13 protein-coding genes are annotated in these 13,627 nt (G+C 47.6%); 12 read left to right on the top strand and 1 reads right to left on the bottom strand.

What is annotated here, in order from left to right; translation table 11 throughout:
• The first annotated feature begins 5 nt into the window (after positions 1-5).
• The 7 genes from DDT52_RS00355 to DDT52_RS00385 all read left to right on the top strand — a co-directional run bounded on the left by DDT52_RS00355 (position 6) and on the right by DDT52_RS00385 (position 6,888).
• Entirely contained in the window at positions 6-1,934 is a 1,929-nt protein-coding gene (locus tag DDT52_RS00355; protein WP_281728892.1) for a PTS mannitol transporter subunit IICBA, read from the top strand.
• Between the two features lie 60 nt (positions 1,935-1,994).
• Positions 1,995-3,149, top strand: coding sequence for a mannitol-1-phosphate 5-dehydrogenase (locus tag DDT52_RS00360; RefSeq protein ID WP_136154616.1), 1,155 nt, complete (start codon positions 1,995-1,997; stop codon positions 3,147-3,149).
• On the top strand, positions 3,149-3,694 hold the full coding sequence (locus tag DDT52_RS00365) for a 5' nucleotidase, NT5C type (RefSeq protein ID WP_345719077.1): 546 nt from the start codon (positions 3,149-3,151) through the stop codon (positions 3,692-3,694). The genes DDT52_RS00360 and DDT52_RS00365 overlap by 1 nt, the downstream gene beginning before the upstream one ends.
• Before the next feature lie 212 nt (positions 3,695-3,906).
• Positions 3,907-4,680: a lysine/arginine/ornithine ABC transporter substrate-binding protein gene (locus tag DDT52_RS00370; RefSeq protein ID WP_136154617.1), complete on the top strand. Its 774-nt coding sequence runs from the start codon at positions 3,907-3,909 to the stop codon at positions 4,678-4,680.
• A 35-nt stretch (positions 4,681-4,715) separates the two neighbouring features.
• Positions 4,716-5,426 carry an ABC transporter permease gene (locus tag DDT52_RS00375; protein WP_136154618.1) on the top strand — a complete coding sequence of 237 codons (711 nt, stop codon included), beginning with the start codon at positions 4,716-4,718 and terminating at the stop codon, positions 5,424-5,426.
• A gap of 3 nt (positions 5,427-5,429) precedes the next feature.
• Positions 5,430-6,113, top strand: a complete 684-nt coding sequence (locus tag DDT52_RS00380) for an ABC transporter permease (RefSeq protein ID WP_136154619.1) — start codon at positions 5,430-5,432, stop codon at positions 6,111-6,113.
• A 19-nt stretch (positions 6,114-6,132) separates the two neighbouring features.
• A complete protein-coding gene (locus DDT52_RS00385; RefSeq protein WP_281728893.1) occupies positions 6,133-6,888 on the top strand; it encodes an amino acid ABC transporter ATP-binding protein in 756 nt (251 codons plus the stop codon).
• Between the two features lie 23 nt (positions 6,889-6,911).
• Here DDT52_RS00385 and DDT52_RS00390 read toward each other — a convergent pair whose 3' ends face one another.
• Positions 6,912-7,658, bottom strand: coding sequence for a GntR family transcriptional regulator (locus DDT52_RS00390; protein ID WP_136154620.1), 747 nt, complete (start codon positions 7,656-7,658; stop codon positions 6,912-6,914).
• A 273-nt stretch (positions 7,659-7,931) separates the two neighbouring features.
• Here DDT52_RS00390 and DDT52_RS00395 point away from each other — a divergent pair, with 273 nt between their 5' ends.
• From DDT52_RS00395 to DDT52_RS00415, 5 genes are all read left to right on the top strand, one after another.
• The gene (locus tag DDT52_RS00395) at positions 7,932-8,990 is read left to right on the top strand and encodes a phosphotransferase (RefSeq protein WP_136154621.1); all 1,059 of its coding nucleotides are present in this window, start codon (positions 7,932-7,934) and stop codon (positions 8,988-8,990) included.
• 2 nt (positions 8,991-8,992) lie between these two features.
• Positions 8,993-10,342 (top strand): aspartate aminotransferase family protein, encoded by a 1,350-nt coding sequence (locus DDT52_RS00400; protein ID WP_136154622.1) that lies wholly within the window; start codon positions 8,993-8,995, stop codon positions 10,340-10,342.
• 15 nt (positions 10,343-10,357) lie between these two features.
• Positions 10,358-11,236, top strand: coding sequence for a DMT family transporter (locus DDT52_RS00405; protein ID WP_136154623.1), 879 nt, complete (start codon positions 10,358-10,360; stop codon positions 11,234-11,236).
• Positions 11,237-11,787: 551 nt separating this feature from the next.
• Positions 11,788-12,645 (top strand): MurR/RpiR family transcriptional regulator, encoded by an 858-nt coding sequence (locus DDT52_RS00410; RefSeq protein WP_136154624.1) that lies wholly within the window; start codon positions 11,788-11,790, stop codon positions 12,643-12,645.
• Between the two features lie 136 nt (positions 12,646-12,781).
• Positions 12,782-13,618 carry an alpha/beta fold hydrolase gene (locus tag DDT52_RS00415; RefSeq protein ID WP_136154625.1) on the top strand — a complete coding sequence of 279 codons (837 nt, stop codon included), beginning with the start codon at positions 12,782-12,784 and terminating at the stop codon, positions 13,616-13,618.
• Positions 13,619-13,627 lie beyond the last annotated feature (9 nt).

Genomic DNA, 13,627 nt, shown 5'->3' on the forward strand with positions numbered 1-13,627 from the left:
TAATTATGAAAATGTCCGGAAAAAGAGAGCGTATACAGGCCATCGGCGGATTTCTTTCCGGGATGGTATTACCCAACATTGGTGCTTTTATCGCCTGGGGCTTGATTACTGCGTTGTTCATTCCCACCGGGTGGATTCCCAATGCCCATTTGGCTCAATTGGTGGGACCGATGATTAAGTATCTCCTGCCGTTGCTGATTGGTTATACCGGCGGTAAGGCGATCGCCGGTGAACGCGGCGGCGTCATCGGTACGATTACCACGATGGGCGTGATTGTTGGCGCGGATATCCCCATGTTTCTGGGCGCGATGGTGCTGGGGCCACTGTCGGGCTATATCATCAGAAGATTCGACAAACTGGTGGAAGGCAAGGTCCCCGTCGGATTTGAAATGCTGGTCAATAATTTTTCTCTCGGCATTATCGGCATGCTGTTGGCCCTGCTGGCTTACAAAGGTATCGGTCCAGTCATTCTTGAGGTTAATACGTTGCTGATGGATGGCATCCAGTTCATGGTCAAAACAGGATATCTCCCCCTCTTGTCGATTGTGAATGAACCCGCGAAAGTCTTGTTCCTGAATAACGCTATCGAACAAGGCATTTATGCGCCTCTGGGTCTTCAGGACTCGCTGGCGAATGGCGGAAAATCCATCTTCTTTATGCTCGAAACCAGCCCGGGGCCAGGGCTGGGCATTTTGCTGGCATTCTGGCTGTTCGGTAAAGGCGCCAGCAAAGAATCCGCTCCAACGGCGGTGATTATCCATTTCCTCGGCGGGATTCATGAAATCTATTTCCCGTATGTACTAATGAAACCGATCATGATTATTCCGATGATCATCGGGGGAATGGCGGGGGTAATCACCTTCATGTTCTTCAACGCCGGTCTGGTCGCGTTTCCCTCCCCCGGCAGTATTTTTTCCTATTTGGCCATGACGCCCAGAGGGGGATTTACCGGAACAATCGCCGGGGTTCTTGTCGGAGCCGTGGTGTCTTTTGTCATCGGCTCTGTACTGCTGAAACTAAGCCGCGGTGGGGAAGGCGATTTTGCCAGCTCCCGAACGAAAGTTCAGGAGATGAAGCGCAAGGGTAAGGAAGCGTTCGGTGCGGGCCGCGCTGCGTCGGCGCAGACCATAGCCACCCTGCGGGATGTGCCGGCGATTCGGAAAATCGTGGTGGCCTGCGACGCCGGGATGGGGTCGAGTGCGATGGGGGCCGGCATGCTGCGCAAGAAAGTTAGCGAAGCCGGCCTGTCGAACCTTGCCGTGACGAATAGCGCGGTGAATAGCCTGGCGGGAGATGAGGATCTGGTGATTACGCACCGGGATTTGACAGACAATGCTTGCCGCGTTTCGCCCGGTGCGCAACACCTGTCGTTGACCAACTTTCTGGATGGACGTTTCTATTCCGAACTGGTGACAAAACTGCGATCGGCGCACAGTCCGGCTGATTCTCTGGGCAAGGGGGGACCGACGGCCGCGGCGGAAGATCCTGCATTATTTTCTCTGACCGCAGAACATATTTTTCTCAATCTTCATGCGACAAACAAAGAGGAAGCTATACGGTTCGCGGGAGAGCAACTGGTCAAGGGCGGATATGCCGAATCCGAATATGTGGAGGCCATGCTGGAGAGAGAAAAGCTGACTCCGACTTATCTGGGCTATTCCATTGCGGTTCCCCACGGCACCGATGCTGCGAAGGATCGGGTACTGAAAACCGGCATTATCTTCTGCCAGTATCCGGACGGCGTGAAATTCGGTGAAAACGAAGAGGATGTCGCCTACCTGATAATTGGAATAGCCGCAAAAAATAATGAACATATTCAGGTTATCACGCAACTGACGAATGCTCTTGATCATGAAGAGAGGATGGCGCGGCTGATTGGAGCCAAAAATAAACGGGACGTTATGGACATACTTAATCCTGGTAACGAAGAGTAGAACCCAGTCTGGTGTTAATTCCGGAGTACGAATATACATACTCTGCGAGGAACCGAAAAAATGAAGAAAGCCATTCACTTTGGTGCGGGAAATATCGGCCGGGGGTTCATTGCATTGAATCTGACGAAATCTGGCTATGAAGTGGTCTTTGTCGATATCAATAATGAAATTATTGACGAGATTAATCATCGTAAAACTTATACGGTCAATTTTGTCGGGGATCAGCAAAGTAGTGAACAGGTGACGGGGGTGTCGGCAATAAATATTGCCGATGAATCAACCCTTAGCCAATTAATAAGCGAAGCCGATCTGATTACCACCGCTATTGGCCCGCATGTACTGCCGGTCATTGCGCCATCCATCGCGAAAGGGTTGGCTAAGCGGGTGGGCATTAATCATACGCCAGTCAATATCATCGCTTGTGAAAATATGGTCGGCGGAAGTTCGGCATTAAGGAAATATATCCGCGATTGCCTGGATGAGGATCTGAGGGAAACGGTGGACATGCTTACCGGTTTCCCGGATGCCGCCGTGGATCGCATCGTTCCGGTGCAACATAACGCGGATAAACTGCTGGTGAATACGGAACCCTATCAGGAATGGGATGTAAATCGTTCCCGGTATAAAGGTGAGATACCGGAGATTGCCGGGCTGTCGTGGGTGGACGATCTCACCCCTTATATTGAGCGCAAGTTGTATACCATTAATACCACGCATACGGCGATTGCCTGGCTGGGCGCGCTGTACGGCTATCCTCTGGTCCGCGAAGCTCTTAAAGATGAACGTGTTTTATCCCTGGCGAAGCAGGTATTGGCTGAAACCGCCGCCTTTCTGATTGCCAAACACGGGTTTGACCCGATAAAGCATCAGCAATATCTGGATACGACGCTGGTTCGTTTTGCCAACCCGTGGATCGATGATGCCGTGGCGCGCGTCGGCCGCGCGCCAGTGCGTAAAATCAGCCATGGCGAACGGCTCATGGTGCCGATGCTGGGCGCTTATGAGCAAGGGATCGAGCCGAAGGGACTTGCCATGGCAATAGCCGCCGCCTGTCTGTACCATGACGCGGAAGATGCTGAAGCAGAGGCGCTTCAGGAAAAAATTATTCGGGACGGTCTCAGCAAGACCTTACAGTCTCATACGGGGCTGTCCGCAGCGCACCCGTTACTGAAGTTGATCGAATTTAGTTATGCCGAACTCAAAAGTGACGCCTGATGGCGTTTACCACAGGAGGAAAAATGGCGCGGATCGCGGTCGATATGGATGAAGTCATCGCAGACTTCAATGTGAAGATGGTGGCGGCTTTTAATCGTCGTTTCGGTGAAACATTAACGTTGGAACAGCTGAAGGGTCATACTATTCAACAACTACGGTCGGATCTGCGCGAAGAAATTAACCAGATGATCGGAGAGCCCGATTTCTTCGGTGATTTGCCGGTAATACAAGGTAGTCAGGAAACGCTTAGGCTGCTGGCTCTGAAATATGATGTTTTCATTACAACGGCAGCGATGGAATTTCCTTGGTCATTTAATGCGAAATTCCACTGGCTCAGAGAGCACTTTCCTTTTGTTGATCCACTACACATTGTTTTTTGCGGCTACAAGGGAATTTTACACGCGGATTATCTGATAGACGATAACGCCCGGCATTTCGTCGATTTTACCGGGGAAGGTATTTTATTTTCCGCCCCGCACAATATTTATGTAACGGGATGTCGGCGCGTGAATAACTGGAATGATATTGCTGAACTGTTTTTGTAATGGCAATTAATCAGCGGTGGCAATGGGGGAGCGATTGCCTTTTAACCGTGTGAATGAATGTTTCGGAATGGTGCGATTGCACCAACGCTGGGCAAATCAGTCGTGATTTTTTGCGGAAATAAAGCATAATCTGGCGGAAATGCGCTATTTTTATTTTGGCCTTCTTCTTGCATAACAATATATCAGTATATCAAAACAAGGTGGGGGCTATTATGACTACATTAAGCAAACTGGCTGTTGGTGTTCTGGTTGCCGCGGGTCTTGTATCATTCCAGGCAGGCGCGAAAGAGTGGAAAGAAATTCGTATTGCGACGGAAGGCACTTACAAGCCTTTCAGCTATATTGAAAACGGAAAACTTACCGGTTTTGACGTTGATATAGCGAATGCACTTTGCGAGAAGATGCAGGCAAAATGCAGCATCGTTTCTCAGGAATGGGACGGTATGATCCCCGGACTGATGTCTGGTAAATATGATGCGATCGTCGCAAGCATGTCGATTACCGCCGAGCGTATGAAAAGGATCGATTTCACGGATAAATATTACGCCACCCCGGCTCGTTTCATCGCGGCCAAAGACAGTGAGGTCACGACTACCTCCCCGGAGGCGCTTAAAGACGTGACCGTTGGCGCTCAGGGATCGACGACCCAGGCTTCCTATCTCGAAGACAAATATAAAGACACTGACGTAAAACTGTATAAGACGGTTGATGATGCCAATATGGATCTGGCGAACGGACGCATTGATTTAGTGTTTTCTGACGCCGCGATTCTTTCCGACTGGATGAAATCAAAGGATGGCAGCTGCTGTAAATTTGTTGGAGAAGATGTACGCGATGAGAAGTATTTGGGAGAGGGAAAAGGTGTCGGTATTCGTAAATCGGACGCCGATCTGCGGGAGCAATTCAATACCGCAATCAAGGAAATTATCGCGGATGGAACATTCGACAAAATCAACCAGAAATATTTCGATTTCTCAATCAAGTAATATGATGTGATTGGTGCACAAACGTAGGTAAAGCTATGGTTGATTACTTAAACTATTTGTCTTTTGGAAGTGAAGGATGGGCTAAGCCCATCCTTTCCGGAGCATTACTTACGATCGAGTTGGCGTTGGCAACATTGCCGTTTGGTCTTGTTGCCGGCTTGCTGTTGGCAAATGGGATGAATAGCCAGAAATTATGGTTACAGAAACTGTGCATCATTTATGGCACGGTATTCAGAGCGCTTCCTGAGTTGCTGACTATTTTTATTATTTATTATGGTTCTCAACTGGCGATCAAAAGCTTCAGCGATACCATGGGGTGGGAAACGCCGCAGATAAATGGTTTTATTGCCGGGCTGATTGCGTTGGGCGTCGTATTTTCCGCTTTTTCCTGTGAAATTTTTTACACCGCCTTACGGACTATTCCAAAAGGACAGTATGAAGCGGCTTATGCCCTGGGATTATCAACGAAGAGCAGCTATTTCCGCGTTACCCTGCCGCAAATTTGGCGAATTGCTTTGCCGGGATTAGGGAATGTCTGGTTGGTGCTGTTGAAGGATACTTCACTGGTATCGGTGATTGCATTATCGGACCTGATGCGGCAAACCTATGTAGCGGTAAATTCAACAAAAGAACCTTTCTTCTTTTATGCGCTGGCTTGTGCCATTTATCTGGTGTTTTCGGCGGTTTCGGGCGTAATACTCAGTTTTCTTGAGCGCCGCACGAACAGATTCTATGTACGGGGTTAAACCATGTTAGAGCTTCTGGAACAATATGGACCCCGAATGTTGGCGGGGCTGGGATTAACGTTAAATATCGTCCTGATCTCTGTTTTTATCGGGGCAATAATTTCTGTTTTAATTTTGGCTATGCGGTTATCTTCTCTTGGCTTTTTACGCAAGATGGCATATGTCTATATTTATTTCTTCCGCGGTACGCCGCTTCTGGCGCAAACGTTCCTTGTCTATTATGGCGCCGGACAATTCCGGCATGAACTTCAGCATATAGAATTATGGTGGTTTTTCCGTGAAGCGTACTGGTGCACGATATTCACGTTTAGCCTGAATACTGCCGCTTATCAGACGGAAATATGGCGTGGCGCCATACAGTCTGTACCTGCCGGACAGCAGGAAGCGATTTATGCTCTCGGAATGAGTAGAACCGACGGTTTTCTGAAGGTCATTTTACCCCAGTCTGCAATTATTGCGCTGCGGCCATTGGGTAATGAACTTATCCTGATGCTCAAATCTTCGGCTATTGCCAGTACCATCACGGTTATGGAAGTGATGGGAACCACTGCGCTGGCATTCTCCAGAACGTTTGATTTCCAGGTTTATTTATGGGCTGCGGTTATTTATCTGGTGATGGTGGAAATAATACGCCGGATAATTTTATTGATAAGTCAGCGTTTATCTAAACATTTAACTAAAGCCTGAAAATATCGTAGGTGTGATAATGAACTCAAAATCTTCAGACAATAAAATCATTGTTCAGTTTCTTAGTGTGAATAAGTGGTATGGGGATTATCACGCCTTGAATAATATCGACCTCAATATCACTAAAGGCGAAAGAATTGTCGTCTGCGGACCTTCCGGTAGTGGAAAATCCACCCTGATTCGTTGTGTGAACGGTCTTGAGAAATATCAGGAAGGCCGGCTGGTGGTTAATGGCACCGATCTGGGCGTCACCCGTACCGGAGATGATAAAGTGCGTTGCGAGACGGGGATGGTATTTCAGAGTTTCAACTTGTTCCCGCACCTGACGGCGTTGGAAAACTGCATGCTTGCGCCGCAGTCGGTGTTGAAATTGTCAAAAACTGAAGCTCGTGAAAGAGCGGTCAAACATCTGACCAGGGTGGGGATGGATCATAAAATAGATCAGTATCCCAGTCAGTTATCAGGCGGCCAGCAGCAACGCGTGGCTATCGCCCGGGCTCTTTGCATGTCGCCCCAGGTATTACTTTTGGACGAGCCGACTTCTGCTTTGGATCCTGAAATGGTGAAAGAAGTGCTTGATGTCATTCTGTCACTTGCTGAAAGCGGAATTACCATGATGTGTGTAACGCATGAAATGGATTTTGCCCGTAAGGCTGCGGATAGAGTTATTTTTATGGATCAGGGGCAGATTATAGAAATCAGTGCCCCGAACGTCTTTTTCACCAATCCGCAATCAGAGCGGGCTCGTCAGTTTATTGGACAGATTTCGCACTAAATGACAGGCCGCTGCCAATATGTTTACCCCAGCAGCTGTTGCAGCCCTGATTTTGTTTCCAGCTGTGCCAGAAGCGCATCGTTTTTTTCAAAGTAATGACGGTGTTTTTCCAACAGTATCATCAGGCTATCGTAAATTTCGAGATTGATTGTCATTAGTTTATGTGCGCTATCTTCATCACGATCGCGTATGGCCTGATAAAGGACGCTGTGTTCTTTGATAACCGATTCGTAATGCTGTTCTACAGAGAAGGCCAGACGGCGGACACGGTCCAGGTGCCCGGTGCCGCCGTGAAGCGTCAGCCAGATTTCCGATTTATTAGCGCATTTGGCAATGAGCTTGTGAAACGCATCATCAAGCGCGAAGAAGTAGTTGGTATTTTCGCCAGAGGCTGCAAATTTTTGGCGGTTGATTATCTCTTCAAATTCAATCGCCATTTCTTCATTAAAGAAGCGGGCGGCCAGACGGGCAATCCGCGGCTCAAGGGATTCACGTAAAAATTGACCATCAAGCACCATTTTTATGTCGATGGGACTAACGAAGGTTCCCTGATTGGGCCTGACAATAATGAGGTTTTGGGCCGCCAGGGAGAGTAGGGCCTCGCGCACGGGTGTCCGGGAGAGACCAAGCTGTGCGGCAATTTCCTTTTCCTGAATGATTTCACCAGGAGGAAGACGCATCGCTATGATGGCATCGCGCATCAGGGTGAAGACCTGCATGGTCTTTGGTAAACGATGGTCGAGCATATCTGTGGAAAAAAGGAAACTCATTGATACACCTCATGAAAGCCGGGCTATAGTGCAAAAATTAATGCATACCAATATATCACGAATGAGGTTGGAAACAGATGGAAAAAGGTCATCCTCTTTTTGTTTGCAACTGAAAAGGCAACAGCCTGATGATCAAGCCGGTAAAACCGGCAAGGCTTATTATTATTTTTTCTTATGATGGGCTTTTAACTCGCAATTTAAGCCATTAATGGCTTTATTTGAGACATCTGATATGCCAATATATCACTCATCGATAATCAACGGTGCTTACTCATGTCAGAGAATATGATATCTGAAAAGAATGCTTCAGAAGCATTAACCGCAAAGCAGAGTGATATCGATCTCTGCTTTGCCGAATTAGTCCTGAAACGGCATTACGCAATTAACAAGGAAGTGAAAAAACTGCACAGTGAGCGCGATCAGACCTTTCTGGTGGGTACTGAGTATGCTGATAAGTACATAATCAAATTCACTCATCCAAGTGAAGATCCGCTGGTTAGTAATTTCCAGACTGAAATGATGCGTTATATCAACGAGCATGCGCCAGAATTTCCGATTCAAAAGGTTATTCCGACAATAAGTGGAGACTATGAACTTAGTCTGGACTGTCTCGGGCAACAGCGCACGGTTCGCGTCGTCAGCTATCTGGAAGGAATGCTGATGGCAAACGCGCCCCAGACTGCGAAACAAAAACGCAATCTGGGTCGGCTGGGCGGCAAACTGACCGGGATATTATCCGGGTTTAAACACCCCGGGCAGGACCATGTTTTGCTGTGGGATATCCAGCATGCTTCGCAACTACGTAGCTATATGTCTGCCGTGATCGCGCCGGAACGGCAGGCTATGCTCAATTTTTGCCTCGGTAATTTCGAACAGCGGGTTAAACCGCGACTGCCGTCTTTGCGAAAAAGCATCGTACATAATGATTTGAATGGGGATAACGTATTAGTGGATCCCCGCTATACCGATAATGTTACGGCAATTCTCGATTTCGGCGATTCGGTGTATACCGCGATCGTCAACGATATTGCGGTAGGGGCAAGTTACCAGCTTGGGCTAGATGAAACGTTGCTTGAGGGGGCCCTGGCATTTATTGATGGCTATACCTCGGTTATTCCTCTAACGCCGTCAGAATCCAGCCTGATGTTTGATTTGATTCTGATCCGTATGTTTGTCCGCATTGTTATTACCGAGTGGCGCGCGCAGCAGTTCCCTGAAAACCGGAAATATATTTTAAGAAATACCGCCATGAGCTGGTTGCAGTTGGAACAGTTGCTGGCGGCGCCCGTGAATGACATGCGCTCATTATTTCAGTCTGTCTGTAAGGAGTAGTTATGCCTCAGTCTTTTTCTGCGACAGCCGGTATGCAAAACGGTTTTGATATTTCACGACTGAACGAATTGAATCAACGTGAGAAGAATATGGTTACTCGCCGGCAGAAATTACTCGGTCCCTCGTATAAGTTAATGTACGAACATCCGGTGGAATTTGTCCGGGGCGAAGGTGTCTTTCTTTATGATGCCGAGGGAAATGCCTATCTGGACTGTTATAATAATGTTCCTTCCGTAGGGCATTGTAATCCCGCGGTGGTTGACGCCGTTTCCAAACAACTGGCCCTATTAAATACGCACACTCGCTATATGGGCGAGAGCATACTCGACTATTCAGAACAGTTGCTGAATACGTTTGACTCCGAACTCGGCCATGTAATGTATACCTGTACGGGCAGTGAAGCTGTCGATCTTGCATTGCGTATTGCCAAATTTTACACCGGCGGTACCGGGATAATCGTCACTGACTATGCTTATCACGGCATTACCACTACTGTGGCGGCGATTTCCACCACGATGGGCGAATATGTGCCGGTCGATCAGCATGTCAGAACTGTCCGCGCTCCCGATGCCTGGCGTGCAGGCGACGGCGTAGATATCGCCCAGCGTCTGGCGGACGATATTGAGGCCGCCATTAAAGACATGCATCGGCATGGTATCAAGTTCGCCGGATTTATCGCGGACAGCATATTCTCCACCGACGGTCTGCTGACGGAACCCGCAGGGTTTTTGCAGCAGGCGCTCGGGGTGGTGCATCAATATGGCGGCGTTTACATCGCTGATGAGGTGCAGCCGGGTTTTGCCCGTACCGGCAGTCATATGTGGGGCTACCAGCGTCATGGCATTGTTCCAGACCTGGTGGTGATGGGGAAACCCATGGGTAATGGCCTGCCTATTGCGGGGGTTGTCGCCAAACCCGAACTGCTGGACGATTTTGGGCGTAAGGTTCGCTATTTCAACACGTTCGCCGGCAATCCCGTCTGCATCGCTGCCGCGCAGGCGGTATTAAATGAAATCCAGACCAAACATCTGCAAGAAAATTCCAGGATTATAGGCAACTATCTTTTGAATGGTTTCCGCGCTATCGCTGAAAATTACCCTCAGATAGGTGACGTGCGCGGCGCAGGACTTTACCATGCGATTGAGTTTGTTAAAGACACCAGGAGTAAGGAGCCGGACGCCGAAGTAACCCGGCAAGTGGTTAGCGAACTGCGTGAACGTCGGGTGTTGATCAGTACGACCGGTAAGGGGGGAAATAGCTTGAAAATTCGTCCCCTGTTAACATTCAGGCAGGAGCATGCCGATAAGTTGCTCAACACGTTTGAAGATACGCTGAAATCAGTCATAGGTTAAACCTAAGGAATTATCGTGGCATTCCGTCATGTTCTGATCGTTATCGGTGTTGTCGCCATGTGGGCATTTAATGTCGTGGCGATTAAATTAGGCGTGACGGAATTGCCGCCGCTGTTCATGACGTTGTTGCGATTTGTTGTGGTTGCCGTCGTCGTCGTGCCTTTTACCCGAATTAACCGGGCGCAATTGCGCACCGTATCGCTGCTGGCCTTTACCTTCGGTTTCATGCATTTCTCTCTGTTATTTGTGGCGCTACTCTATACCGATGCAGGAACCGCGGCGATCGTCGTTCAACTGGGGACGCCTTTTGCCATGATCATGGCAGCGCTGTTCCTCAAAGAAAAACTCCGTTTGATTCAGGTTCTTGGGATCTTGCTTTCGCTTTCCGGGGTCTTTTTCCTGGCTGGCAGCCCATCGCTGGCATCCGGGCTGGCATTGGTCTTGCTGTTGACCAGCGCGTTGGGATGGGCCATCACAAATATTATCGTGAAAAGTTCTCCTGCCATACATCCGTTGACGATGGCTGGATGGTTGTCATTCTTTGCGATCCCGATGGTCGGTACGGCGTCGTTGATATTTGAGCACGACCAATTCACTTCCCTGATTCACTCATCCTGGCGGGGATGGTTTGCGGTACTTTACAGCGCACTTGGTTCATCGGTCATCGCCTATTCTCTGTGGTACTGGTTGTTAAAAAAATATCCAGTGAATAAAGTGATACCGTATTCTTTATTGAGCCCTGTATTTGCTATTTTCATGGGAGCCTATTTCCTTGACGATAGCCTTAATCATTATAAGTTAATTGGCGCAGCACTTATTGTTGGAGGGATATTTATTGCATTAGTTAATCTTAAAGACATATTCAAAACACCAGGGAAAACCATTGTTAGTTAAAATAAGAACGTTTTTAAAACATTATAAATGAATACCAGGCATTTGATGTAAGAAGTTTAAACCGATTCAGCGATGATTCAACAGATGAAATCGTCGATCGGAAGCAAATCAGGCAGTACGTTGCTTGAGGCTTGGTGAGCGGTGCAACAATGGCGATAGGTCTGCTACCGACCTATCGCCGAATAGGTATCGGGGCTCCGGTATGGCGCGGGTGCGGAAATCGCCGTGCGCCGGAGAACAAGGAGATGATTAAACAACAAGGCGATATCGTGCCAATTGAGCCATGAAATACAGGCGCTGAACAGATAAAACAGGCGCGCCGTTACCATAACATTGCAAAATGAATGGTGGCGGCGCGCCTGTTTCCGTACCCTGACAGATAATAATAGTCAATGCCCGATAGGAAGCGATAAGCCAGGTGATTGATCGCGTGAATTCCAGTGGATGAGATATAACGCACATTTCTGAAGAGGGAATTATTAATTCCCCTTTTTTATCTCTTCAGTTGGGTTATTAATACCAAAGAGATTTACGCAAGGGGGAAGAACAACATGAACAAAACAGAATTCTCTCAACGCATTGCTCAATTGGATAATCTGACGGAAACGGATAAACGCATTGTTGCTTATTTTGATAAGCATTTTCTGTCGATACCCTACAGTAAAGTTATTGATATTTGTAAGGAAATAAACATCGCGAAATCAACACTGGGGCGTTTTATGATAAAAATCGGGTTTAATGGCTTTCAGGATTTTAAACAGTCCACGATTAAACCTGAGCTTCGCAGAAATATTTCTCCAATAGAAAGATTTAATAGAGAAAACAACATCAACAGCGGGGCGGAGTATATCGAAGGCTATTTCGGTAAAATATCTGAAAACATTAACAATACACTGGAGAAAATCAATAAAAAGGATCTGGAAAAGGCTGTTGATCTGATCTGCGATCCGCAAAAAAGATTGTATGTTATCGGGAGCGCCACCGCACATTCGCTAGCGGAATATTTTTATCTGCTGGGGAGGTATATCAAAAGAGATATCGTTTTACTGGATGCGAATATTGCTAACCTGCCGCATAAGCTGGTTGATTCGCGCAAGGGTGATGTCTTGTTGGCAATATCATACTATCGGTTTTCCAGTGTGACTACGCGCTTGGTCAGGTGGTTTCATCAGAACCGGGGAGATACGGTGGTGATCACTAACCGTGATGTGAATCCGTTCAGCCATTTTGCCACCGCATTGCTCCTTATGGACAGTCAACATGGCGGCCTTTTTAATAGCCGAAGTTCCGGGTTTGTTCTTGTGGAAGCGTTGGTTAATTATATGGGAGAAGTAACAGGAAATGAACTCGGTAATAACTTTGACGTCATGGAATCATTATTTGAGGAGTTTAATGTCTTTAATAAATAGTGATTAAATATTTTAAAAGTAAACTTCTGGTTTAATTCCTATATATGAGTATCTGTCTATAGATAGCTCTATATTATCACTGCAATAAACATAGCAGATAAATCTTTGCTGTTTTCTATCAAAAGAGGTTTGAATTATGAGTGATGGAAATAAAAAAATAGTACCGGCTTGCCCTGAAAAACAGATTATTACCACGTCTCAGGGGAAATTATCATTCCGCTCTTCCGGGGATGGCGAAGTCATTATTTTTTTACACGGTCTTTTGGGAAGTTCCAAAGCATGGCCATTCCAGTTTGCCGAGTTGTCTCCTGCTTATAACGTGATCGCATGGGATGCGCCGGGCTACGGCGACTCCACTCTGGTTGAGGCGGATATCGGGGCTTACGAACAAGCGTTACATGAACTTATTCAGCATTGCGGCGAGAAAAAAATCTCCATCGTGGGGCACTCGATGGGCGGGACGGTTGCCAGCCGATATGTCGCCAGACATCCTGATAAGATAAAGCGCCTGGTGTTATCCTGTACCCATCCGGGCTATGGCGACCCCGAAACCGCACCGGCCTCGGAAAAACTGGAAAAACGCCTTCAGGAACTCGCTAAGATTGGTCCCGAGGCTTACGGCTGGAACCGGGCGCATGATTTATTACCTTTCCCCGACATCCCCGAGTCGATTTTGTCATATGCGGCAAATATTGCCTCTGAAACTAATCCGGAAGGTCTCAGACGAGCCTCGCGCATGTTGCAGCTTGCCGATAATCGCCCGCTGCTGCCGAAAATAGCCGTTCCGACACTCATATTAACCGGGGAAAAAGACCATGTTGTGCAGCCGAAGTTAAAAGCGGAGCTGCTTTCTTTAGTTCCTTTTACGCAACATATTGAAATGGCGGGTCTGGCGCATGCGCCTTATTTCCAGGCGCCAGAATATTATAGCTCTCTGATCAGGGATTTTATATCCAATAACTCAATACAATAGGGGGATGAG

The sequence above is a fragment of the Brenneria roseae subsp. roseae genome (assembly GCF_003115845.1).
Taxonomy (GTDB): Bacteria; Pseudomonadota; Gammaproteobacteria; order Enterobacterales; family Enterobacteriaceae; genus Brenneria; species Brenneria roseae.